The sequence below is a fragment of the Qiania dongpingensis genome, assembly GCF_014337195.1.
Lineage (GTDB): Bacteria > Bacillota > Clostridia > Lachnospirales > Lachnospiraceae > Lientehia > Lientehia dongpingensis.
On the sequence record NZ_CP060634.1, the window covers coordinates 2,015,807 to 2,039,933 of the forward strand.

General features: G+C 49.5%; 18 protein-coding genes and 1 pseudogene. 14 read left to right on the forward strand and 5 right to left on the reverse strand.

Going from position 1 to position 24,127, the window contains the following annotated elements; genetic code table 11:
• Positions 1 to 413: 413 nt before the first annotated feature.
• The 9 genes from H9Q78_RS09410 to H9Q78_RS09450 all read left to right on the forward strand — a co-directional run bounded on the left by H9Q78_RS09410 (position 414) and on the right by H9Q78_RS09450 (position 10,128).
• A complete protein-coding gene (locus H9Q78_RS09410) occupies positions 414 to 1,580 on the forward strand; it encodes an aminotransferase class I/II-fold pyridoxal phosphate-dependent enzyme (RefSeq protein ID WP_249301243.1) in 1,167 nt (388 codons plus the stop codon).
• Positions 1,577 to 3,277 (forward strand): B12-binding domain-containing radical SAM protein, encoded by a 1,701-nt coding sequence (locus H9Q78_RS09415; RefSeq protein WP_249301246.1) that lies wholly within the window; start codon positions 1,577 to 1,579, stop codon positions 3,275 to 3,277. Before H9Q78_RS09410 ends, H9Q78_RS09415 begins: the two co-directional genes overlap by 4 nt.
• The gene (gene nth / locus H9Q78_RS09420) at positions 3,274 to 3,951 is read left to right on the forward strand and encodes an endonuclease III (protein ID WP_249301248.1); all 678 of its coding nucleotides are present in this window, start codon (positions 3,274 to 3,276) and stop codon (positions 3,949 to 3,951) included. The genes H9Q78_RS09415 and nth overlap by 4 nt, the downstream gene beginning before the upstream one ends.
• A 231-nt stretch (positions 3,952 to 4,182) precedes the next feature.
• Positions 4,183 to 5,844, forward strand: coding sequence for a VanW family protein (locus tag H9Q78_RS09425; RefSeq protein WP_249301250.1), 1,662 nt, complete (start codon positions 4,183 to 4,185; stop codon positions 5,842 to 5,844).
• A gap of 123 nt (positions 5,845 to 5,967) precedes the next feature.
• Positions 5,968 to 6,543 (forward strand): AIR synthase-related protein, encoded by a 576-nt coding sequence (locus H9Q78_RS09430; RefSeq protein WP_249301252.1) that lies wholly within the window; start codon positions 5,968 to 5,970, stop codon positions 6,541 to 6,543.
• 44 nt (positions 6,544 to 6,587) lie between these two features.
• A complete protein-coding gene (locus H9Q78_RS09435; RefSeq protein WP_249301254.1) occupies positions 6,588 to 7,070 on the forward strand; it encodes an Lrp/AsnC family transcriptional regulator in 483 nt (160 codons plus the stop codon).
• Positions 7,067 to 8,239: an aminotransferase class I/II-fold pyridoxal phosphate-dependent enzyme gene (locus H9Q78_RS09440; RefSeq protein ID WP_249301256.1), complete on the forward strand. Its 1,173-nt coding sequence runs from the start codon at positions 7,067 to 7,069 to the stop codon at positions 8,237 to 8,239. Before H9Q78_RS09435 ends, H9Q78_RS09440 begins: the two co-directional genes overlap by 4 nt.
• The gene (locus H9Q78_RS09445; protein WP_249301258.1) at positions 8,236 to 8,736 is read left to right on the forward strand and encodes a tRNA (cytidine(34)-2'-O)-methyltransferase; all 501 of its coding nucleotides are present in this window, start codon (positions 8,236 to 8,238) and stop codon (positions 8,734 to 8,736) included. Before H9Q78_RS09440 ends, H9Q78_RS09445 begins: the two co-directional genes overlap by 4 nt.
• Positions 8,737 to 9,003: 267 nt before the next feature.
• A complete protein-coding gene (locus H9Q78_RS09450; protein ID WP_249301260.1) occupies positions 9,004 to 10,128 on the forward strand; it encodes a glycosyl hydrolase family 18 protein in 1,125 nt (374 codons plus the stop codon).
• A gap of 5 nt (positions 10,129 to 10,133) precedes the next feature.
• Here the strand turns inward: H9Q78_RS09450 and H9Q78_RS09455 are convergent, their stop codons facing one another.
• From H9Q78_RS09455 to H9Q78_RS09475, 5 genes are read right to left on the reverse strand one after another with little or no spacing between them, the layout of a single operon-like run.
• Positions 10,134 to 10,838: a response regulator gene (locus tag H9Q78_RS09455; protein ID WP_249301261.1), complete on the reverse strand. Its 705-nt coding sequence runs from the start codon at positions 10,836 to 10,838 to the stop codon at positions 10,134 to 10,136.
• A complete protein-coding gene (locus H9Q78_RS09460) occupies positions 10,835 to 11,974 on the reverse strand; it encodes a sensor histidine kinase (protein ID WP_249301263.1) in 1,140 nt (379 codons plus the stop codon). Before H9Q78_RS09460 ends, H9Q78_RS09455 begins: the two co-directional genes overlap by 4 nt.
• A gap of 23 nt (positions 11,975 to 11,997) precedes the next feature.
• On the reverse strand, positions 11,998 to 13,410 hold the full coding sequence (locus tag H9Q78_RS09465) for a sensor histidine kinase (protein ID WP_249301264.1): 1,413 nt from the start codon (positions 13,408 to 13,410) through the stop codon (positions 11,998 to 12,000).
• Entirely contained in the window at positions 13,407 to 14,117 is a 711-nt protein-coding gene (locus H9Q78_RS09470; RefSeq protein ID WP_249301266.1) for a response regulator transcription factor, read from the reverse strand. Before H9Q78_RS09470 ends, H9Q78_RS09465 begins: the two co-directional genes overlap by 4 nt.
• Before the next feature lie 9 nt (positions 14,118 to 14,126).
• The gene (locus H9Q78_RS09475; RefSeq protein WP_249301268.1) at positions 14,127 to 16,529 is read right to left on the reverse strand and encodes an endonuclease MutS2; all 2,403 of its coding nucleotides are present in this window, start codon (positions 16,527 to 16,529) and stop codon (positions 14,127 to 14,129) included.
• Between the two features lie 146 nt (positions 16,530 to 16,675).
• On the opposite strand from H9Q78_RS09475, the gene H9Q78_RS09480 reads away from it, so the two are divergent.
• The 5 genes and pseudogenes from H9Q78_RS09480 to H9Q78_RS09500 all read left to right on the forward strand — a co-directional run bounded on the left by H9Q78_RS09480 (position 16,676) and on the right by H9Q78_RS09500 (position 24,118).
• Positions 16,676 to 18,052, forward strand: coding sequence for a S1C family serine protease (locus H9Q78_RS09480; protein WP_249301270.1), 1,377 nt, complete (start codon positions 16,676 to 16,678; stop codon positions 18,050 to 18,052).
• A gap of 107 nt (positions 18,053 to 18,159) precedes the next feature.
• Complete coding sequence (locus H9Q78_RS09485) at positions 18,160 to 19,104, forward strand: 3'-5' exoribonuclease YhaM family protein (protein WP_249301273.1); 945 nt, start codon at positions 18,160 to 18,162, stop codon at positions 19,102 to 19,104.
• 72 nt (positions 19,105 to 19,176) lie between these two features.
• Positions 19,177 to 20,604 (forward strand): 23S rRNA (uracil(1939)-C(5))-methyltransferase RlmD, encoded by a 1,428-nt coding sequence (rlmD, locus tag H9Q78_RS09490; RefSeq protein WP_249301274.1) that lies wholly within the window; start codon positions 19,177 to 19,179, stop codon positions 20,602 to 20,604.
• A gap of 100 nt (positions 20,605 to 20,704) precedes the next feature.
• Positions 20,705 to 21,727, forward strand: a pseudogene (locus tag H9Q78_RS14585) (virulence RhuM family protein); the annotation flags it as partial.
• 9 nt (positions 21,728 to 21,736) lie between these two features.
• Positions 21,737 to 24,118, forward strand: a complete 2,382-nt coding sequence (locus H9Q78_RS09500) for a CRISPR-associated endonuclease Cas3'' (RefSeq protein ID WP_249304808.1) — start codon at positions 21,737 to 21,739, stop codon at positions 24,116 to 24,118.
• The last annotated feature ends 9 nt before the right edge of the window (positions 24,119 to 24,127 follow it).

Below are 24,127 nucleotides of genomic sequence, written 5' to 3' on the forward strand. Positions count from 1 at the left end.
GCATATCATGCGGATTTTTGTTGGAATCTGACATGGAAAAATATCGATTTATCCATGTCAGTTGGAAAGGACCGACCGGAGGCCGTAACAATTCTGGTTACGGCTGCCAGCGAGCCGCCTGGATGGAATCGGATTTCCTCCTGTCTCATCTGTTTCATAAGACAAGTTTGTTTTAAAAATATTCAAAGGTATATTTTGTTTTACTGCTTAAATGTGAGGGAATTGTGTCTGCAACCATAAGATTTTATTAGAAATTTTATGGAAAATTCATAAATGTCGTTTTTTACGGAAAATGAAGGAGGCTGTAAAGAGAAGAGTTGACGGATAAAATCCAAATAACTATAATGGGTAACAGAAACGCCGTATTCCGGTAAATACGGAAATACGTTATTTTAAACGAAAAGGTGAGATACATGAAATTTGCTAAGAGGATGGAGCAGTTCGGCGAAGGAGTTTTTTCTGCGCTGATGGAACTAAAGGACAGGCGTCTTTCGGAAGGGAAGAATGTGATCGACATGAGCGTGGGAGCTCCGAACATTCCGCCTGCTGATCATATAATTGACGCGCTTGTGGAAGCGTCAAAGGATAAACGGAATTATATCTATGCGATCAAGGATCTGGAGGAGCTTAAAGAAGCTGTAGCTTTATGGTACCGGAGGCGTTATCAGGTCGAGCTGGATCCGGATACGGAGATTGTGTCCTTATTGGGTTCTCAGGATGGTCTCGCCCACATTGCACTTTCCATTCTGGACGAGGGCGACCTTATGCTGGTGCCGGATCCCTGCTATCCGGTATTTGCCGACGGCCCCAGAATAGCAGGAGCGGAGCTGTATTTCATGCCCCAGCGGAAGGAAAAGGGCTATGTCATAGATTTGTCCGAGATCCCGGAGGAGACAGCCAGACGGGCAAGATTCATGCTGATTTCTTATCCGAACAATCCCACGACAGTGCTGGCGCCGGATTCTTTTTATGAAGAGGCCATTGCCTTTGCAAAAAAGTATGACATTATAGTGCTTCACGACAACGCCTATAGTGAACTGGTGTTTGACGGCGCTTCCTGCGGAAGCTTTCTTCAATATCCCGGTGCGAAGGAAGTTGGGGTGGAATTCAATTCCCTGTCTAAAACCTATGGGCTGGCGGGCGCCAGGATTGGCTTCTGCTTGGGGAACCGGGAGGTGGTAAAGAACCTCGCGATGCTGAAATCCAATATGGATTATGGAATGTTCCTTCCTATACAGAAGGCGGCGGTGGCTGCCCTCACCGGTGATCAGTCTTGTGTGGAGACGACCAGGGCTGCTTATGAGAGACGCCGTGACCTTCTCTGCGACGGGCTGAGTTCCATAGGCTGGAAAGTGGAGCGGTGTCCTGCTACGATGTTTGTCTGGGCGGATATTCCGGAAAAATATGACAGCTCAGAGGCCTTTGTAAAAGAGCTGGCGGAAAAGGCGGGAGTCATCGCCACGCCGGGCAGCGCGTTCGGCCCCTCAGGGGAAGGACATGTCCGGTTTGCCCTCGTGCAGGATGAAGATAAAATAAATGAGGCTGTGGCCGCCATTAAAGAAAGTAGAATACTTGAATGAAATGTCTGCTGATCGCGATCAATGCAAAATACATACATTCCAATCTGGCAGTATATAGTCTGAAAGCATGTGCGGAGAAGGAAGGACTGGAGACAGAGCTTGCGGAGTATACCATCAACCACAGGGCTTCTGAGATCCTGGATGACATTTATATAAAAAAAGCGGACATGCTCTGCTTTTCCTGCTATATTTGGAATATTCAATACGTAAAGTCCCTGATGAAGGACCTGAAAAAACTCAGGCCGGATGTTCCCATATGGCTGGGAGGGCCGGAAATATCCTTTGAATGGGAAGAACGGCTTAAGGAGATCCCTGAGGCTGATGGAATCCTCTACGGAGAAGGGGAAAGAAGCTTTCCGGGACTTTTGAAGCACTGCTTCTGGGGAAGCGCTCTGCCTTCCGGATGTGCTTTCCGGGGGCCGGGAGGAAGGATAGGCTTCACAGAACCGGCGGAACCTGTGGATATGGACGATCTTCCTTTTGTCTATAAGGATATGAAGGAATTTGAAAACCGTATCGTCTATTACGAAACGAGCAGAGGATGTCCGTTTTCCTGCAGCTACTGCCTCTCTTCTGTGGACAAGAGGCTGCGGTTCCGTTCGCTGTTCCTGGTGGAGCGGGAGCTTGCTTTTTTTCTGGATAATAAAGTGCCCCAGGTGAAATTTGTGGACAGGACGTTTAACTGCAGGAAATCCCATGCCATGGCCGTTTGGAGATATATCCGGGACCATGACAACGGAATCACGAATTTTCATTTTGAGATAGCGGCGGATCTTTTGGATGAAGAGGAATTGTCTTTGATCAGGACCATGAGGCCGGGGCTGATCCAGCTGGAAATCGGCGTGCAGTCGGTGAATCCCAGTACCATATGCGCCATCCGCCGGAAGATGGATCTGGAAAAAGTCAGAAGTGTTGTAAAAGGCATAAAAGACGGGAGAAATGTCCATCAGCATCTGGATCTGATCGCAGGGCTTCCCTGGGAGGATCATGAGAGCTTCGGACATTCCTTTGACGAGGTCTATGCCATGGAACCCAGTCAGCTTCAGCTGGGGTTTTTAAAGGTGCTGAAAGGGTCTCCCATGTACTACGACGCGGAAAAATACCATATTCTTTATCAGAGCGAAGCTCCCTTCGAGGTGCTGTCTACGGCCTGGCTTTCCCATGGGGATATCATCCGCCTGAAGGAAGTGGAGCAGATGGTGGAGATTTATTATAACAGCTGTCAGTTCCAGAACACCATGGAGGCGCTGTCGGCGCTCTTTGAGAGCCCGTTCCGGATGTATGAGGCACTGGGAAGGCAGTACAGGCTCCTGGGGATGGACAAGAAGAAGCATGTAAGGGCGGCTTTGTATCAGTTTCTCCTGGAATTTATATCGGAACGCTTTGAAGCAGAAACAGAACGGTTCCGTCAGATCCTGACCTTGGATTATTATCTCAGAGAATATGCAAAGCGCCGTCCTGGCTTTGCGGTTCCGGAGGAAGGATATAAAGAATGTATCCGCAGCCGGTGTGAGGCGTATTTTCCCGGAGTCCCGGTGAAGCAGCTCTTACGGAAAAAGCATGTGGAACGGTTTGCTCCGCCTTTCACGGAAAAAGAGGAGTACTGGCTGTTTGACTATGAGAAAAGAGATCCCCTGACAGGCAATGCAGAGGTTTTTATACTGCATGGGCCGGAGAAAGGAAGGGAAGAATTATGACAGAAAAAGAACGGGTGAACCAAATTCTGGCGTTGCTTGATGAACATTATACCAGAGAATATAAATGCTATCTGAATCATGAAAATGCCTGGCAGCTTTTGATTGCCGTTATTCTCAGCGCCCAGTGTACCGATGCCCGCGTGAATATTGTCACGGAAAAGCTGTTCCGGAAATATGACAGCCTGGAAAAGTTCGCCGGGGCGGATCTTAAGGAGCTGGAACAGGATATCCATTCCACCGGATTTTATCATAATAAAGCGAAAAATATCATTGCCTGCGCGAAGAGGCTGATTGAAGAATACGGCGGAGAAGTGCCGAGCAGCATAGAAGACCTGACTTCTTTAGCCGGGGTGGGAAGAAAGACGGCCAATGTGATTCGCGGGAACATATATAATGAACCGAGTATTGTGGTGGATACTCATGTAAAACGGATATCAAGGAAGCTTGGATTTGTGAAGTCGGAAGAGCCGGAAAAGATAGAATATGAGCTGATGGAGATCCTGCCGAAAGACCACTGGATTCTTTATAACATCCAGATCATCACACACGGCCGCGGCATATGCCCGGCGAGGAATCCCCAGTGCGGCAGCTGCTTTTTAAACCATTTATGTCCGGCCGCGGAAGTGAGCGCATCAGAAAAGGATAAAAACAAGTCTGTTCAGGAGGAAAAATGATATGATGAATGTGAAGAAACAGAAGGCAAAACGTATCATAGTGGGGGTAGTGGCGGTCCTGCTGGTCCTGGGAATGGTGATCCCGATGGTACTTGGCGCCATTTTATGAAAATTATTGCAATACTTTTAAGATTCTATGACTATGCTTGAAAATCCAAAAACTTATGTTACAATGGATGAGTCATTATAGGACAGTTATAGTTCTGTGTTGAAAAGAAAGGGAATCAGTTTATGAAAAAGAAATGTGCATTGTTGCTGGTCCTGGTCCTTCTTGCCAGTCTGCTGGTATCTGGAATGGCTTATGCCACTGGAGAGAATGGGGAGACAGAAGAATCGGGTGCTCAGGAGGAGACAAGCGCTCCCGAAGAGACGGCCGCCGAGACAACGCCTGAAGAGACCACGGCAGACCCCAAAGAAGCATTGAAGGAAGCGATGGAAAAAAGCCCGCTGGGTGCGGATGCTGTGATTGCTGACGGCGTATATATTGACGATGTAGAGGTCAGCGGCATGACCGCCGACCAGGCCATGGAAGCCGTATTGGCCCACATGGAGGAGCTGGGGCAGAAGACCCTGACCCTCACCCTGGAGGGGGCGGACGACGTGGCCCCTATTCAGGTGCCGATCGCCCAGCTGGGACTCAAAGCGGACGGAATATCGGAAATGGTGATGGAAGCGGTGACGCTCGGAAAGAGCGGAAATCTGATCGTCCGGTATAAATCCAAAAAGGATCTGGAACAGAGTAATCAGAAATACGACCTGTCGTTTTCAATCGATGAAAATACGGTGAAGAGCTTTGTGACGGAGCAGACGGCCGGTCTGGCTGTGGAGCCTGTGAACGCAGAGCTTGAACGCAGCGGAAGCGGGTTCAATGTGACCCAGAGCCAGTCAGGCATCGAGGTAAATGCGGAGACGACGGCGGCTTCTATCATAAGTGCTTTGAAGAATTGGAATAAGGAAGATGTCACAGTGGCCGCTGCCGCTCAGGTGAAGCAGCCTTCCAGGACCACAGAAATGCTTTCGCAGGTCCAGGATGTCATCGGTGAATTTGCCACCTCCTACAGCGGAGGCACCGGATCAGGCAGAGGAAAGAACTTAAAGACTGGAGTCCGGCTGACGGACGCAGTGCTTCTGATGCCCGGCGAGAGCTGGTCCATGCATGACGCGCTGGCGCCGTTTTCGGCGGAAAACGGATACGATACGGCGATTGCCTACAGCAACGGCGGATATGAGCAGAGCTATGGCGGAGGCATCTGTCAGCTGGCGACTACGCTCTATAACGCGGCCCTGAAAGCGGAAATGTATGTGTCCAAGCGGTACAATCACTCCATGATCGTCGGATATACGGATGTCGGTCTGGACGCCACGATCAATGACAGCGGATCCAAGGACCTGGAGCTGACCAATGATTTTGATTTCCCGATCTATATCGAGGCTTATCTTGGTAGCGGAGAGGTGGGATACCGGATCTGGGGCAAGGAGACCCGTCCTGCCAACAGGACGCTTAAATTCTACGGTATCTATGTGGAAAAGGAGGATTCAGGAGAGCAAGTGACCATAGACCCTTCTCTGGCGCCTGGCCAGGAGGTCGTGGATCAGGCCTCCTCCTATCCGAAGGCGACCGCCCAGGCATTTAAGGAGATTTACGTGGACGGTGTCCTTCAGGAGAAGATCCTTCTTCATACAGATAAATACAGGGCTTCACCGAGAAAGGTGAGAAGAGGGCCGGATGCAGCGCCCACGGAAGCTCCGACTGCGGCGCCTACAGAGGCTCCGACAACTCCTACCGAGGCGCCTTCGGAAGCTACGACTGCAGCGCCTACCGAACCGACCACAACTCCGGCGCCGCCCACCGAAGCGCCTGCGCCTTCAGAGAATCCGACTGCGGAGTCGTGACACAGTGAGAGAATCCTGATGCAATCTGATTTTAATTGTGCTATACTAAAGAGGCCACGTTCCTTGAAAGAACGGAGGCCTCTTTTACGCGAAAGTAAGCCTTATGGGCGGACGGGAGAAGCTGTGGAAAAAAAATGTACTGGAATGGATTCTGGACCGCGCATGAAGCCGGGACAGGATATCGTCATTACCAATTACATAGCGCTGGAAGGAACCGTGAGAGCCGCGGAAATGGAGCAGGAGCTTCTTTCCCGGACGCTTCCGTGGGATTTGCTGGAAACGGCCAAGTCCTTTTTAGGATACCTGAAGGATTCCCCGGAGGCCGCAGTCGCGGGACGGCATGGTGAAACAGCCATGCAAGAAGTGAGGGAAGGCGGTATATTGACAGCATTGTGGCAAATGGCGGAGCGCCATGAGGTGGGTCTGACGGTGCATCTGAGGAAGATCCCCCTGCGCCAGGAGACCATTGAGATCTGCGAGGCGCTGGATCTGAATCCCTATGGACTTTTATCCGGAGGATGTATGCTGATGGCCGCAGACAACGGAAATGATCTGATCTGCGAGCTGGAAGCGGCAGGAAGGGCCCCGGCGGTCATCGGAAAGATCACAAACAGCAACGACCGTATTATCCTGAACGGAGGAAACTGCCGGTACTTGAACCGGCCTGAACCGGATGAGATAGAGAAACTTTATAAATAGAGGCGGTAGTATGCCTGGACGTCAAATCGGGAAAGGAAAAGAAAATGAGAGAAAAAATTTTATCCATGATAGAAAAGAACAGCAGGATTGATGTGAAGGATCTGGCGGCGATGCTCGGCAAAGAAGAGACCGATGTGATGAATGAGATCGCGGCCATGGAATCGGAAGGGATCATCTGCGGTTATCACACGCTGATAAACTGGGATAAGGTGACGGAGGAAAAGGTCACGGCATTGATTGAGGTGAAGGTTGCTCCCCAGAGAGGAATGGGTTTTGACAGTATTGCAGAGCGCATTTACCATTATGACGAAGTGCATGCGGTGTATCTGGTATCAGGAGCCTTTGATTTTATGGTCATCCTGGAAGGGAAGACCATGAAGGACGTGGCCTTATTTGTCTCCAGCAAGCTGTCTCCGCTGGAGTCCGTGCTGAGTACGGCCACACATTTTGTACTGAAAAAGTATAAAGATCACGGTACGGTCCTGGAGGAAAAAACTACAGATGAAAGGATGCTGGTGACGCCATGAGAAATCCCTTGTCAGAGAAAGCCGTAGCTTTGGAGCCCTCGGGCATCCGTAAATTTTTTGATATTGTCAGTGAAATGCCCGATGCTATCTCTCTTGGAGTGGGAGAGCCGGACTTTGACACTCCGTGGCATGTCCGGGAAGAAGGAATATATTCCCTGGAAAAAGGCCGGACCTTTTATACCTCCAACGCGGGGCTCAAGGAGCTGAAGCAGGAAATCGGCAGTTACCTGAAGCGCCGCTGCCAGGTAGAGTACGACCCGGATCATGAGATCATGGTCACAGTGGGCGGCAGTGAGGCGATAGACCTGGCCCTGCGCGCCATGATAAATCCCGGTGATGAGGTTCTGATCCCCACACCTTGTTATGTGTCGTATTATCCGTGTGCGGTTCTGGCAGATGCCGTTCCGGTCGTTATAGAGCTGAAGGAAGAAAATGAATTCCGGCTGACGGCAGAGGAGCTGATTGCCCATATCACACCGAAGACAAAGGTACTGATACTTCCTTTTCCCAATAATCCTACGGGGGCCATCATGGAAAGAAAGGATCTGGAGCCCATAGCTGAGGTGGTGCGGGAAAAGGATATCATGGTCATCACAGATGAAATTTATTCCGAACTGACCTACAGCGGAAATCATGTGACGATCGCTTCCCTTCCTGGAATGTGGGAGAGGACTGTCCTGATCAACGGATTTTCCAAGGCCTATGCCATGACCGGATGGCGGCTGGGATATACGGCGGCCCCCAGGATGATCCTGGAACAGATGCTCAAAATCCATCAGTATGCCATCATGTGCGCCCCCACCACGAGCCAGTATGCCGCGGTGGAAGCGATGCGGAACGGGGATGACGACGTGGCGATGATGAGAGAGTCCTATGACCAGAGACGCAGGTTCGTTCTAAAGACGTTGAAGGAGATGGGATTGTCCTGTTTTGAGCCGAAAGGAGCGTTTTATGTATTTCCCAATATCAAGCGGTTTGGCATGAGCTCAGAAGAATTCGCGGAGACTCTTCTAAAAGAAGAAAAAGTGGCGGTGGTGCCGGGCAGCGCCTTTGGTTCCTGCGGCGAGGGGTTCATCCGTATTTCCTATGCGTATTCGCTGAAAGCGCTGAAGGAAGCATTGGGCCGTGTGGGACGTTTTGTGAAACGCCTGGAGGAAAAGGGGAAATGATGAATATTGTGCTCCTGGAACCGGAGATGCCGGCCAACACCGGAAATATCGGCAGGACTTGTGTGGCTACGGGAAGCCGTCTGCACTTGATTGAGCCTCTGGGATTCAAGATCAACGAAAAGTCGCTGAAACGGGCGGGACTGGACTATTGGGATAGTCTGGATGTGACGGTATATGACAATTATCCGGATTTTCTGGAACGGAATCCGGAGGCCAGGAAACGGATCTATATGGCTACCACGAAAGGACTGAATGTATACACGGAGGTGTCTTATGAGCCGGATGCCTATATCATGTTCGGAAAAGAAAGTGCCGGTATCCCGGAAGAGATTTTGGTGGAGCACCGGGATACGGCCATTCGGATTCCGATGATAGGCGATATCCGCTCTCTGAATTTAGCGAACTCTGTGGCGGTTGTTTTGTATGAAGCCCTGCGCCAGAATGGGTTTTCCCATATGAGGACGCAGGGAAAGCTGCACAGGCTTGAATGGTTTTGACAGAAAAAGACCTGCACCGGGGGGATGCAGGTCTTTTGAGTTATGGAATCTAATTGGACCGTTAAACGGTCGAAAGGGGCAATTAGACAGTAACCACAATCCATGTGGTCTTAACTTCGTAATCATTATATAATAGAAACCCGTTAAAAAGCCGCTATGAAAAGCGGGATATCCGTTAAAATACCGTTAAGAAAGTAAAACCGAATGGTATTCTCCTTATGTTTTTTTCTTCATATGATAAATCAAAGAAACTTAAAGGTCGAATATATGATATATGTGGTTTCCGGGGGAGATACTTTATATGGGATTTCACAGGAGTTCGGAGTGCCGGAAGAGCGGATCGAATACGATAATCAACTATATGGACAGAGCCATCTTGCAGAAGGCCAGGCGTTATATATCGCGGCTGGAGATGCGGTTAAAATCCGCCCGATGTATGTGACCGGTTATGCGTACCCCTATGTAGAAAGAACGGTTCTGCAGGAATCCCTGCCGATTCTCAATGAGCTTTTGGTGTTCTCCTTCGGGTTCACACTGCAGGGCGCTTTGGTCTATCCGCAGGCAGACGATCTGTGGCTTGTGGAGCTGGCATGGAATTACGGCATTTCTCCGATGCTCGTCCTGACGCCCTTTGGGCCGGACGGTAAATTCAATAATTATTTGATACAGACCATTGTTCAGGATGCGGCAATCCGGAATACTCTGATTCAGAATCTTCTGACGGCAGTCCGTGACAGGGGGTATGCAGGGGTGGATGTGGATTTCGAATACATTTTACCCCAGGACAGAGAGGCATATGCAGGGTTTGTGGGAGAACTGAGAAGCGTGATGAATGCCAATGGATACATAGTATCTGTGGCTCTGGCTCCAAAGACCTCGGCTGATCAGCCGGGACTGATCTATGAGGGAGTGGATTACCGGCTGCTGGGACAGAATGCGGACCATGTGTTTCTGATGACATACGAATGGGGATACACTTATGGACCTCCCATGGCGGTGGCTCCGTTAAATAAGGTGAGGGAAGTGGTGGACTATGCCGTGCAGGAGATACCTGCCCAAAAGATCATTATGGGAATTCCCAACTATGCTTATGATTGGACCCTTCCGTTTACCCGGGGAACCAGTGAGGCAAGAGTGATCGGGAATGTGGAGGCCGTACAAATAGCGGCAGCCCAGGGCGCGGCGATACAGTTTGACGATGTGGCCCAAAGCCCCCATTTTACCTATTGGGAAAATGGGATACAGCATGAAGTGTGGTTTGAGGACGTGCGGAGCATCGAGGCGAAGCTGGAATTGGCGGACGCTTATGGGCTTATGGGAGTAGGATATTGGAATCTGATGCGTCCCTTCCGCGCCAATTGGCTGCTGCTGCAAAGCCTGATGGGAAAATAATTCCATCACTGGTTTTCAAGCATCCGGTAGCCGACTCCAAGCTCGGTCAGTATATATTTGGGGCTGGCGGGATTCTCCTCCAGCTTCCGGCGTATATTGGCCATATTAACCCGGAGTATCTGATTGTCGTTTACGGCATAGGGCCCCCAGATTTGTTTCAGGATATAGTCATAAGTCAGGACTTTTCCGGCATGCTGGCAGAGAAGAGCTATGATCTTGAATTCTATCTGAGTGAAGTGGATCTCTTTTCCTGCCACAGTTACGAGCCGCCTGTCCAGATCCACTATGAGATCGCCTGCGCTGAACCGGGCAGCCGGTACTCCTGCGGAGGATACTACCTGGTCTGCGTGACGCAGGGCAGTCCGGATTCTGGCCGTCAGTTCAGATATGCCGAAGGGCTTTGTAATATAATCATCCGCGCCCAGATCCAGCGCCTGTACTTTCTCAGACTCATGAGTCCTGGCGGAAACAACGATTATGGGGGTGTGGCACCACTGGCGTATGGAAGACAGGAAATCCAGGCCGTCCATATCAGGAAGTCCCAGGTCCAGCAGGATCAGATCCGGGCAGTAAGAGGAGATCATGCTTTTCGCCTGGCTGGCGCTTCCGGCCACTACGGCGGTATAGCCGTTTGAATGGAGAATCGTAGTAATAAAGTTACATATGCTCGCTTCGTCTTCGACGACAAGAATCGTTCGTTTGCTGCTCATGGTGTTTCCTCCTTTTGTGTCGTAAGTGGCAGGCCGAACCGGAACACCGCCCCTCCGGAGCGGGAGTTCTCTGCTTTAAAATAACCGTTGTGAGCCTGAACAATGCTTTGGCATACGGACAGCCCTATACCCATGCCGCGGGTAGAATCGCCTCCCGTGTTCAGTGACTGAAGTTTTCCTTTTTCCAGCATTTTGAGGACCTCTTCTGAAAGACCGCGCCCTCTGTCAGAAACGGCGAAAACAGCGTAGTCTCCGTCCTTTTCCACATCCAGCAGGATATGGCTGGTATCGCCTGAATGGCGGATTGCGTTCTCCAGGAGATTGATCAGGACCTGCTCGATGAGTATCGGGTCCATGGGTACAAATAGGAGCTGATCCGGTACATGGGCGGTTACTTCCAGCTTGGGATATCGTTTTTTGGTCTGAGAGACTGCCTCTGCTACGATTTCCTCGGCCGCCTCCTCTGTTTTTTTCAGGGCGGTGGGAGAAGAGCTTATTTTTGTCACGATCAGCAGGTTTTCAATCATCCGGATGAGCCATTCTGAATCATCCCGGATATCGGCCAGGAGTTTTTTTGCGTTATCACTTAGAACCTCAGTCGTATCGGTCAGCAGTGTGGAGCTGGAGCCAAATATGGATGTCAGAGGAGTGCGGAGGTCATGGGAAATGGCGCGCAGGAGATTATTCCGGATTTTTTCCTGCTCTGCTACCATCCGGATTTCCTGCTGTTCGTCTGCCAGCTTCTGATTCATTTCAAAAAGTTCCTTGGCCTGTTTTTCCCGGTCGACAGCCAATTCTGTCTGCCGCTTGGCTTGTGCGGTGAGGGCGCATACCGTGGTGGATACGGCAAAAAGGGTCAGAAAAGAGACCGGATAGCCGCTGAGGCTGAAATTGAACTGAGAGTAAGGGTAAGTGAAAAAATAGTTGATGCAGAACATACTTACCAGAGAAGCAAAAATTCCATATAGATATCCTTTTGTTATGCGGGAAATGATGACCACGGCGAGAACAAAGATCAGCGCGGTGTTGTTCTCCGCGCCGGTCAGAGGCTGAAGAAGCCGGCAGGCGGCGTAAGCGGCCAGCAGAAGGCCCGCGGTTTTCACACAATCGGAAAGTGATAATTCAAATTTACTCATGCCGTTTCCTCCAGGTTTTCGGTCTATGATTTTACTGGACTGCCCTTCGGCAGCGTGAAGATAAATTCTGTCCCGATGCCTTCTGTACTGATCACATCGATGTTTTCATTGTGTGCCGTGATGATTTCTTTTGTGATGGAAAGACCAAGCCCCGTTCCGCTCTTATCTTTGCCGCGGGAAGCGTCTGACTTATAGAAACGGCTCCAGATTTTTTTCAGACTGTCCTTGGATATTCCGATGCCGCTGTCTTTTACAGAAATAAATATCTTCTCATGGCGTTCATACGTTTCGATCCATATGGTTGCATTGGGACGAGAAAATTTTATGGCGTTGTCCACCAGATTATACAGGACCTGCTGGATCTTTCCCATGTCTGCCTGGACAAAGAAGCAGCGCTCGGCAAAGATCAGGTCGAAGTTCAGATTCTTGGGCTTGCAGATTCCTTCAAAGGCCGCTACCGTATCCCGGATGACCTGATTGATGTCAAAGGCCGTGATATCCAGAAGATTTCCCATGGAATCCAAGGACTGCAGAGCCAGCGTGCTGGAGGTCAGCTTAGTCAGTCTGTCCGCCTCAGATATGACAAGCTTCATATATTTCTCATAGAGCTCAGGCGGTATCGTACCGTCAATCATGGCCTCCAGATATCCCTTTATGGATGTGAGAGGAGAACGGAAATCGTGGGAGACATTGGATATGAATTTCCGCTGGTCCTCTTCCTTATTATTGAGCTCATGGGCCATATAATTCAGCGTATCAGCCAGATATCCGATCTCATCCTCCGAATGGAGCTTTAGATTATACTTGAGGTTTCCAGAGGCGAATTCGTTGGCCGCGGTGGTGATTTGCTTGATGGGCTGGAAGATATAGATCCGGAATATCCATAGGATCACCAGGGAAATGGCGAAGACTATCAGGAAAGTAATGTATATGATATTGAGGATCCTGTCTCTTACATCGTATATGCCGGATACTGACTGATGAAGAACTACGTATCCATAGGTGCTGAAATTGGCCGAAATGGGTGCCGTGACGCTGAGGACAGAATCTTCGAATAATTCATAATAGTGGCCGATGACATAGCGGCCCCTCCCCTGCTCTGAAGGATCGAACCCTTCGATGGAAGTGCCCACGGGAAGCCCGTCGCTGCGGTAGACGATCTTCCCCTGCTTTTCCACGATCCAGATATCGGCGTCAAAATAAGAGCCTATGGAAGAGAGCTGGGGCCCAAGAGAATCAAAATTTATATTGGAGCCGGAATATTTCTGCCGGCAGTTTCCGGCTATCAGGCTGGCTTCATTGTAAAGCTGATCTGCCCGGTCCCGCTCCAGATATTGGAGTGTCATATTGGATGAGAAAAAGGCGATCGTAATGAAGCCAAGGACGCCGAAGATCAGATAGCCGAATAAAACCTTTACATACAGGGAGACTCTCATCTCTTTACCTCGAATTTATATCCTATGCCCCAGACAGTGGACAGCTGCCACGCCGGGTGGTCGTTGATCTTTTCCCGGAGACGCTTGATGTGCACGTCCACGGTCCGGGTATCGCCCACGTATTCGTATCCCCAAATGTGATCGAGAAGCTGTTCTCTGGTGAAGACCTGGTTGGGGGAGGACGCAAGAAAATAGAGGAGCTCCAGCTCCTTCGGAGGCATTTCCACGGAATGTCCCATGTAGATCACAGAGTAATTTGTCAGATTCACGATCAGATCAGGAAATTCCACGTATTGTCCCTGCTGCTCCGGTACCGGAAGAGAAGAAGGGGCAGGAGGGACGGCGCGGCGAAGGACCGCTTTTACCCTGGCCACCAGTTCCTTGGAATCAAAGGGTTTGATGATATAATCATCGGCGCCCAGTTCCAGGCCCAGGACTTTGTCAAAGACCTCTCCTTTGGCGGAAAGCATGATAATGGGAACGGACGTGTCTTTTCTCAGCTCTCTGCAGACCTGATACCCGTCGATGCCGGGCAGCATCAGATCCAGGAGGATCAGATCCGGCTGAAAAGCGGGAAAGGCCTGGAGGGCAGACTCTCCGTCATGCACTATCCGTGTTTCGTAACATTCCTTAAGCAAATATAAAGAAATCAGCTCGGCAATGTTTTCATCATCGTCGACTATCAGGATCTTCTGTTTGGATGCCATGTTTTCCTCCTATTTGTCATTAGAAAACTGTACGATGGTGACACCGGTCCCGCCTTCCCCAAAATCCCCCAGGCGATAGGAGGATACATGGCGGCAGCGCCTCAAAAATTGATGCACGGCATTTTTCAGAGCGCCGGTCCCCCGGCCGTGGATCACTCTCACCTGGGGCAGATGGGCCAGATAAGCGTCATCGATATATTTATCCAATTCCGGGATGGCTTCGTCGGTCGTCTTTCCGATCAGATTGATCTCCGGGGAGACGGAGGAGGATTTGGACATCCGGATAGAGCCGGAATGACCGTTTTTCTGAATCTCCTTTTTTCCCATATTCCCTATGGGGGTGGATATGGTATCTTCCTGCAGAAGCTCCAGGTCCTTGATGTTCACCTGGGACCGCAGAATGCCCATTTGGACCGTCACTTCGCCTTTTGGATTGGGCAGGGTGCTGACTGTGCCGTTCAGGTTCATGGACAGTACGCGGACGGCGTCGCCCACGCGAAAATCCTCAGGCCGGTAGGCCTTTTTAGGTTTCTGTGCTTTTACTGCCATGCTGCTGTTCACTTTATCCAGGTGGTCACGAAGCTTTTTTCGTTCTTTTTCCAGTTCCTTGCCCACGCCGGATTTGGTGGAAAGCCGGTTGATATTCCGGATGGTCTCGTCGGCGGATGCCTTGGCGTCGGCCAGGATCTTTCTGGCTTCTTCGTTGGCCCGGGCCAGGATTTTTTCCCGATTCTCGTCCAGACGATCCTGCTTTTTCGACAGCTGTTCCCTCAGCATGGCGATCTCCGCTTTATAGCTGTTGACCTCCAGCCGTTCCCGTTCCAGCTCCACTCTGTTTTTTTCCAGGTCAGATAGCAGGTCTTCAAAGGCGGTGTCTTCACTGCCGATGCGTTTTCTGGCATCTTCTATGATGTATTCGGGAAGGCCGAGTTTTTTCGATATGGCAAACGCGTTGCTCTTTCCAGGTATACCTATCAGCAGACGGTAAGTGGGCCGAAGGGTGTCCACGTCAAATTCACAGCAGGCATTTTCCACACCGTCTGTGGACAGTGCGTACACCTTGAGCTCGCTATAATGGGTCGTGGCCATGGTCCGTACCTTCATATTGTGCAGGAATGTGAGGATGGAGATCGCCAGCGCGGCTCCCTCCGTGGGGTCCGTTCCCGCCCCCAGCTCGTCAAACAGGACCAGAGAACGGCTGTCCGCTTTTTCCAGGATGGAAACGATGTTGGTCATGTGGGATGAAAAGGTGCTGAGACTTTGCTCAATGCTCTGTTCATCACCGATATCAGCGAATACCTCGTCAAAGACTGCCAGCTGAGAGCCTTCAAAGGCAGGGATATGGAGACCACTCTGCCCCATCAGGGTAAAGAGCCCCACAGTCTTCAGAGAAACTGTTTTGCCGCCGGTATTGGGACCGGTGATAATCAGCAGGTCAAATTCCTTTCCCAGCTCTGCGGTGATCGGAACTACGGTCCGGGGATCCAGAAGCGGATGCCTGGCATCCTTGATATAAAGATATCCCTCTGTGTTGAAGACTGGCTCCGTACATTTATAATGGGCGGAAAGAGCTGCTCTGGCAAAGATAAAGTCCAGACGTCCGAGAAGCTCGTAATCAGACTCCAGATAAACAGCCTGTTCCGCAGCGGAGCTGCTGAGAACGGCCAGGACCGCTTCTATTTCTTTCTGTTCCTGGGCTTCCAGCTCCCGGAGCTCGTTGTTCAGGCGGATGACCGCCATGGGTTCAATAAAATAGGTGGACCCGGTGGAGGACTGATCGTGTATCATTCCCGGCACCTGGGCTTTATATTCTGCCTTGACCGGCAGGCAGTAGCGTCCGTCGCGGGTTGTGATGACGGCATCCTGCAGATAGGCGCGGTTTCCGTTCAGAAGGGTGTTTAACTGGCTGTGGATACGCTCTCCGGTGACCCGGATGGAGCGGCGCACATGGCGCAGCCCGGAGCTGGCGTCATCGCTCATCTCTTCCTCGGACAGGATACACCTTTGTATTTCCTGATTCAGTGGAGTCAGAGGCTCCAGCAGGCTGAATGCTTCTGTTAAGGAATCGGCAATGCCGTCTTCCATATTGCTTCTTCCATAGGACTTTACCCTGGCCGTAGCGGATAAAAGGCTGCTGATATGAAGAAGCTCGGACATGCCAAGGACGCCTCCAATCTGAAGACGTTTCAGGGAACCGCGGATATCATGGACGCCGGAGAAGGACAAAGGTCCGTTGTGAATGATCCGTGACACTGCGTCGGAGGTCTCCCTCTGGGCCAGACGGATGTCGTCGATATGGGTCATGGGCTCCAGTGTCCGGCACAGTTCTCTGCCGGAAGGTGTGGAAGCATGATCCGTTAAGTTTTCAATTATTTTATCAAATTCCAAAGTATGCAGAACTTTTCGATTCATAGGCACTCTCCTCGGCTATTAGTATACCAAACTTTTTGTGATTTGGGAAAAAATTTGTTAAAACACTTCAAAAAACAGGGGATATCATCTATAATAGAAACAGTGTTTCTATTTGGGCTTTGTATCTGTTGTCAAGGAGAGTTTGTATGGCAGATTTAAACGATAGGAATCAAGAGGATCTTGAGGCCTCAGAGGAAGCTCCAAAGTACCCTGAGGGGAAAAAAGAGGACAGGCAGGAGACTGGGCGGGAACCAGAGTCTATGTTTGTGCGGGAGAGGATTCTGAACAAGGCGGAGAGCCGCAGAAAGTGGATCAACAGGATTGCCGTGCTGGTGGTGAGCGCGGTTATTTTTGGTGTGGTCTCCTGTCTGGTCTTTGCAGGGCTTAAGCCACATGCTGAGAAATGGTTCAGCAAGGAGCCGCCGGAGACGGCTATCCATATACCCAAGGACGAAGAGACCACGGCCGCGGCCGAAACGGCCCCCCCGGAGACGACCACAGAAGAGACGGAGACGGAAGAAGACATCAAAGACGTGGTGGAATCCGCGGTGGAGTCCTATCGCTGGAGCGTACAAGACTATGAAAACCTCTATGAGGCCATGAGTCAGACGGCTGCCGGGGTGAATACCGGGATCGTGACGGTCACGACCAGGACCCAGGAGACAGACTGGTTTAACAATACCATTGAAACAGAAGGAAAGGCTTCGGGCGTGATATGGAACGTCACGGCTTCAGAGATGCTGGTTCTGACCAGTTACCAGGTTTCGGAAAATGAAACGACTGTTGAGGTGACATTCTGCAATGGAACGAAGGTTTCTGCGTTTGTAAAGGCTGCAGATGGAAAGACCGGGATCGCCATTGTGTGCGTTCCTTTGGGAAGCGTGGATGAGGTCACAAAAAGCGCGGTCAGCCAGGTGCCTCTGGGCAATTCTTTTGGCGCGAAGATTGGTCAGCCGGTGATTCTGGCCGGAAGCCCGAAGGATTATGTGGGTTCTGTAGCATATGGAATGATCACCTATGTCAGGACCAGCGTTCAAAAGGAAGACGCGGAGGTGCGGATGCTTTATACAGATGTGTCCACCAGCGCTCAGGCCACCGGTTTTGTGTTGAATCTGGACGGGCAGATCATCGGCATGATCACATCCAAAACAGTGGGGACTAATACGGGAGCCATAGGGATTTCGGATCTTAAGACAGTGATCGAACGGTTATCAAACGGCGTGCCGCTTGCTTATTTGGGAGTGATCGGACAGGATGTGACTGCGGAGATCAGCGAAAAATATCAGGTCCCGAGGGGGATTTATGTGTCGGACGCGGTCCTGGAGGGCCCGGCATACAATGTAGGAATCCAGAGCGGAGATGTGATCGTCGGGCTGGACGGTACTGAGGTCCTGACCGTCAAAGAACTCCAAAGCTATCTGGAGGGAAAAAATCCCGGAGATACGGTCCTGGTAAAAGCTCAGAGGATTGGCCGGGAAGGCTATACGGAGATTGAATTTCCTGTAGGGCTGGGCGTACGGTGAGGGGGATTTCCTACGATAAGCCCGGCAGAACGGCTTTGATACGATGGAAAAACGGCATATCAAAAGCCGGAAAATAGAAAAGATAAGAAATTAGACGGGAGAATGAAATGAAATATATTGAGACTTTACGCGAGGGCGAACGGCTTTCAGAAATTTATCTTTGCAAGACGAAGCAGGTTGCGAAGACTAAAATGGGAAAGACGTATTATTCCCTTGTACTGCAGGATAAAACCGGCGTTGTGGACGGAAAGATATGGGAGCTTTCCGGAGGCATCGACCATTTTGAAGCATTGGATTATATTAAGATCGACGGCGATGTCACCAGCTTTCAGGGGGCGCTGCAGGTCAATGTCCGGCGTGTGCGGATGGCTGCCGCAGGGGAATACAATCCTGCGGATTATCTCCCCGTTTCCTCCAAAAATATTGACCAGATGTATGCGGAGCTCCTCCGTTTTGTGAAAAGCATTGAAAATGAGAAGCTGAGGACCCTGGCGGAGCGCTTTTTTGTGGAGGATAAGGCGTTTATCCAGTCCTTCAAAGGACATTCGGCGGCAAAGACCGTTCACCACGGCTTTGTGGGAGGTTTATTGGAGCACACTCTGAGCGTGGCGCAGCTATGTGATTTTTACTGCGGCCATTATCCGGTCCTGAAACGGGACCTGCTGATCGCCGCCGCGCTGTTTCATGATATTGGTAAAACGAAGGAGCTTTCGGACTTTCCGGAAAATGACTACACCGATGACGGCCAGCTGCTTGGGCATATAGTGATGGGTACGCTGATGGTTGATGAGAAGCTTAAGACGGTACCGGGCTTTCCCCATAAGACGGCGTCGGAATTAAAGCATTGTATTCTGGCCCACCATGGGGAGTATGAGTACGGTTCTCCGAAGAAACCGGCGCTGGCGGAGGCCATAGCGCTGAATTTCGCGGACAATACCGATGCTAAGATGCAGACGATGACGGAGCTTCTGGCAGGGAATGCGGGTAATCATGACTGGCTGGGATTCAACCGGCTGATGGATTCCAATGTGCGGATGTCCACGGAGCTTTGAACCCGGAATCAAATCTAAAATTGCAGGCCGCCGGCGATAGATGGAAGGCGGCCGGAATAAGGAGTTTTTATATTGGAAAAAAACCAGGTTTTTCAGACGGTTATTGAAGATATGAATGAACAGGGAGAGGGTATAGGCAGAGTCAATGGCTATACCCTTTTTATTAAGGATGCGGTCATCGGAGACCGTATCGAGGGAAAAGTGGTGAAAGCCAAAAAGCACTATGGCTATGGCCGCGTGCTGTCCATTTTGGAGCCGTCCCCCTTTCGGGTGACGCCTAGATGTCCCGCCGCTGCGCCCTGCGGGGGATGCCAGCTTCAGGCGATGTCCTATGAAAGACAGCTTCAGTTTAAGGAGGATAAGGTTCGGAATCATCTGGTACGCATCGGGGGCTTTTCAGAGGACAGCCTTCCCATGGAGCCGATATTGGGAATGGAAATAGGAGAAGAACCCTTTTCAGAAAAAGAGACTCGGGGAGAAACCGGGGGAAGCGGCCCCTTTCATTACCGGAACAAGGGACAATTTCCTTTTGGTAGGGCAAAGGACGGGAGAATCGTCTATGGCTTTTATGCAGGCCGGACTCACTCCATTGTCGAAGCAGAGGGATGCTGTCTGGGAGCGCCGGTCTGCGAAAAGATCCTGCAGACCATAAAGAGGTTCATGGAAGAGTATCATATTGAACCCTATAATGAAGAAACGCATTCCGGTCTGATACGCCACGCCTTGATTCGGACAGGTTATCACACCGGGGAGATCATGGTCTGCCTGGTCATCAACGGAGACCGCCTTCCCCGCGCGCAGGTTTTGACGGATCGGCTGATGGAAATAAAGGGGATGGCCTCGGTATCTGTCAATATCAATCGGGAAAGGACCAATGTAATATTGGGAGAGAAGGTGGTCTGCCTGTCAGGCCTGCCTTATATCACCGACCGGATCGGCGCCCTCACTTATAAGATTTCTCCACAGTCCTTTTACCAGGTGAACCCTGTCCAAACGGAGAAGCTTTATGGGAAAGTCCTGGAGTACGCCGGCCTGACAGGTTCGGAGACCGTATGGGATCTGTACTGCGGTATCGGCACCATCTCCCTGTTTCTGGCACAGAGGGCAAAACAGGTATTCGGGGTGGAGATCGTACCGGCAGCCATAGAAAATGCCCGGGAAAATGCGAAGCTTAACGGTATTCCGAATACGGAATTCTTTGTGGGAAAGGCTGAGGAAGTAGTGCCCCGGTGGTATGAGGAGCATGAGGAGGCCTCTGTGGACGTCATTGTTGTGGATCCGCCCAGGAAAGGCTGTGACGAGACACTTTTAAAGACCATGGTCCAGATGAGGCCAGGGAAGATCATCTATGTGTCCTGCGACTCCGCCACCTTGGCGAGGGATCTGAAATATTTGTGCGAAGAAGCGTACAGGGTGGAGAAAGTACAGCCGGTGGATATGTTCCCGCAGGGGGTACACTGCGAGGTCTGCGTGGAACTGGGAAGAAACAAAACTATCTGACTTGAGTGATGCCCATCCGGTATTCATAGAGCACGAAAAAGCAGAAATCTAAAAGCAGAGCTTATATGATAACTTTATGGGGAAAAGGAGGGATGGAAACTTGGTAAACAAGAAAACAGAGGTTACAATACACAGTTCTGCAGCAGAGTATTTAACATATGTCGCGTCTATTGGAGATCAGGCAGACAGCTTTGAGATGCGATATGAAGATGAAAATATATGGCTGACACAGAAAATGATGGCGGAATTATATAATGTTTCAGTATCTGCAATCAATCAGCACCTCAAGAAAATATTTGAAGATGGCGAATTACTGGAAGAAGCAGTTATTAAGAAATACTTAATAACTGCGGCAGATGGTAAATCCTATTGTACGAAACACTATAATTTACAGGCAATTATTGCTGTTGGGTTTAAGGTGAATAATGAACGTGCGGTACGCTTTCGTAAATGGTCAGGACAAATTGTGAAAGATTATACAATTCAGGGCTGGACTATGGATAAGGAGCGTCTGAAAAAAGGTCATATGTTTACAGATGAATATTTTGAAAGGCAATTGCAGAATATTCGGGAAATACGACTTTCTGAACGGAAATTTTATCAAAAAATTACTGACTTATACGCTACGGCTTTCGATTACGATAAAGATGCAATGACCACCAGACGTTTTTTCCAAACTGTACAAAATAAGATGCATTGGGCTGTCCACAGACATACAGCGGCAGAATTAATTGTTGAACGAGCTGATGCTGAGAAAGAATATATGGGCCTGACTACTTGGACATCGGCTCCTGATGGGAAAATTGTTAAGTCAGATGTCTCGATTGCCAAAAATTATTTGAATGATAAAGAAATGTCCTATATGGAGAGAATTGTATCGCTATATCTTGATTATGCAGAATTGCAGGCGGAACGTAAAATTCCAATGAGCATGGAGGATTGGGCAAAACGCCTGGATGGGTTCCTGGAATTCAATGGGAATGAAATACTGACGGGTGCAGGTAAAGTCAGTGCAGAACAGGCGAAACTTTATGCGGAAACAGAGTTTGAGAAATATCGCATTGTACAGGATAGAATGTTTGTGTCTGACTATGACAGATTTCTTCTTGAAATAGAAGAACAGAAGTGCAGTATGATCGCTCATAAAAGAGAATCCGACGGGAGGGAACAGTCATGGAGTGAACACAGCAGAAATGTGTCGAAATTATGTTTTTGGGCAGCCGAAAAATTAGGTTTAGGCATATTGGCAAAATTGACTGGTCTGCTTCACGACTTCGGGAAGGGAACCGTAGATTTTTTAAGCTTCTTGCGAGGGGCCGGCGATAAGCACCCTAATCACGCCGGCTTGGGGGCACTCTATGTTCACCGGCATTGGTGGATGCCGGCGAAAACGGTAAAGGAAAGGCAAACGGCTCAATTGATCGCTTTGTGTATTTATGGGCATCATGCCGGTTTGCCGGACTGCTTGAATGATTCTGGAAATTCTCCATATTTGAATGGTTTGGAGGAGCAGTCGGATGACTATTATATGGAGGCCATGGGAAACTTCTATTCAGAGATAGCATCTGCCGAGGAATTGGATGAGCTGTTTACTGGGGCATGCGGAGAACTAGAGAAATTTGGGCTGGATAAATATTCTTTTGACTGGGGAATGCTGGCACGGCTCTTACTGAGTGTACTTATTGATTCAGACAGATGGGATTCTGCATGCTTTGATTATGATGCCAATCCCTTTGAAACGTTTCAGAATGATCAGCCGGATTGGAAAAAGCTTCTTCTTGAGCTTGAGACTTTTTTGGGAAGTTTTCCCAAAAAAGGGAAATTGGCGGAGATTCGATGGAATATATCCGAGTGGTGCAGAGATGCGGGAGAATTAAAACCGGGAATTTATACTCTGTCAGTTCCCACGGGAGGAGGGAAAACGTATTCCAGTCTGCGGTTTGCCCTTGCTCAGGCCAAAAAGTATGGTCAGAGGAGAATTTTTTATTTTATACCTATGAATACGATACTGGATCAAAATTCTAAGGATATCAGAGATGCGCTTTCTGATTATCCGTCAATTCTCGAGCATCATTCCAATGTGGTCCTGGAGGATGAAGAAGAGGAGAAGAAGTATCGAAGATTGACAGAGCGATGGGACAGCGACATTATTTTGACCAGTTTAGTTCAATTTCTGGACTCGTTGTTTCAGAATGGTAATAGCAAAGCAAGAAGAATGTACCGCCTTGTGGATTCAGTTCTTATTTTTGATGAGATTCAGGCTCTGCCTAAAAGATGCCGGGAATTGTTTGAAAAAGCCATTCAATTTCTTGTGCGGTATTGTAACTGTACCGTGTTGCTCTGTACGGCAACACAGCCGGAGCTGAATTTAGAAGCGAAAGAATTAGTCCCAGATGTGGATGCGCTGTATCGAAAATTAAAGCGGGTAACTTATATTCCTCAATTGGAGGTGCGGAGATATCAAGAGGCTGCCATTGATATTGTCGAGTTTATTCGAGATAAAAAATCCGTGCTGACTATTGTAAATACAAAGGATGCGGCTTGGAATGTTTTTAAGGGGATTTTAGAGCAGCTGGAAATACTGAATTATGGTTTAGTAGAAATCAAACAGGGGCTTTCGGATGAAGCACTTGAGGAATATGCAAGAGACTGTGGAGAAAACAAGGTTTTGTGTGTGCATCTGAGCACACTTATGTGTCCAGAGCATCGAACAGAAATCGTTCGGTGGGTTAAAGCCTGGCTGGAAGCAGAAAAACTGGTTTGCTGTGTTTCCACAGCCTTGATCGAAGCGGGGATCAATGTGAGCTTTCCAATCGTGATACGAAGTTTGGCCGGCATTCCGAGTGTGGTTCAGGCGGCTGGGCGTTGTAATCGAAACTGTGAAGCAGATAGGGGATACATATATTTGTGGAATCTGGCTGAGGAGAGACTGGGGCGATTGCCGGATATCCAGAAAGGAAAAGAAATCAGTATGAGCCTGTTCAGCAGCATAGGAGATATAGATGAAATAGGAACCCCACAGATGATCAAAAAATATTTTGAAAAAGAAGAAGTCTATACTCAGAAGGTGGAGAAATATCCGTATAAAGAATGGAATTCAGATTTGGTCACCATGTTTTCCACTAACAGAGAGTGCCGGAATGTAGCTGAGGATTTGCAGGATAATCCTTTACCTAATCTCAGCAAACGACTTAGTCAGAGCTTCCGGACTGCCGGATCAGCTTTCCGAGTCATCGACCAAAAAACAAAAAGTGTAATAGTTCCTTATGGAAAGGGAAAAGAGTTGATTGAAAAGTTGGCCGGCCGGCATCCCCTCAGTGAGGAAATCAAATATTTAAAAAAAGCACAGCGATACAGCGTAGATTTATTTGAACAGATTTTTGAGCGATTGGGAAGAGAAGGCGCCCTGATTTCTTTGGGAGATACCGGTGCAGTTGTTTTAAAGGAAGAGTATTACAACGCCTGGGCCGGAGTTAGTATTACGCCGCGGGAAATGGTGGATCTCATAATGTGACGATTATGT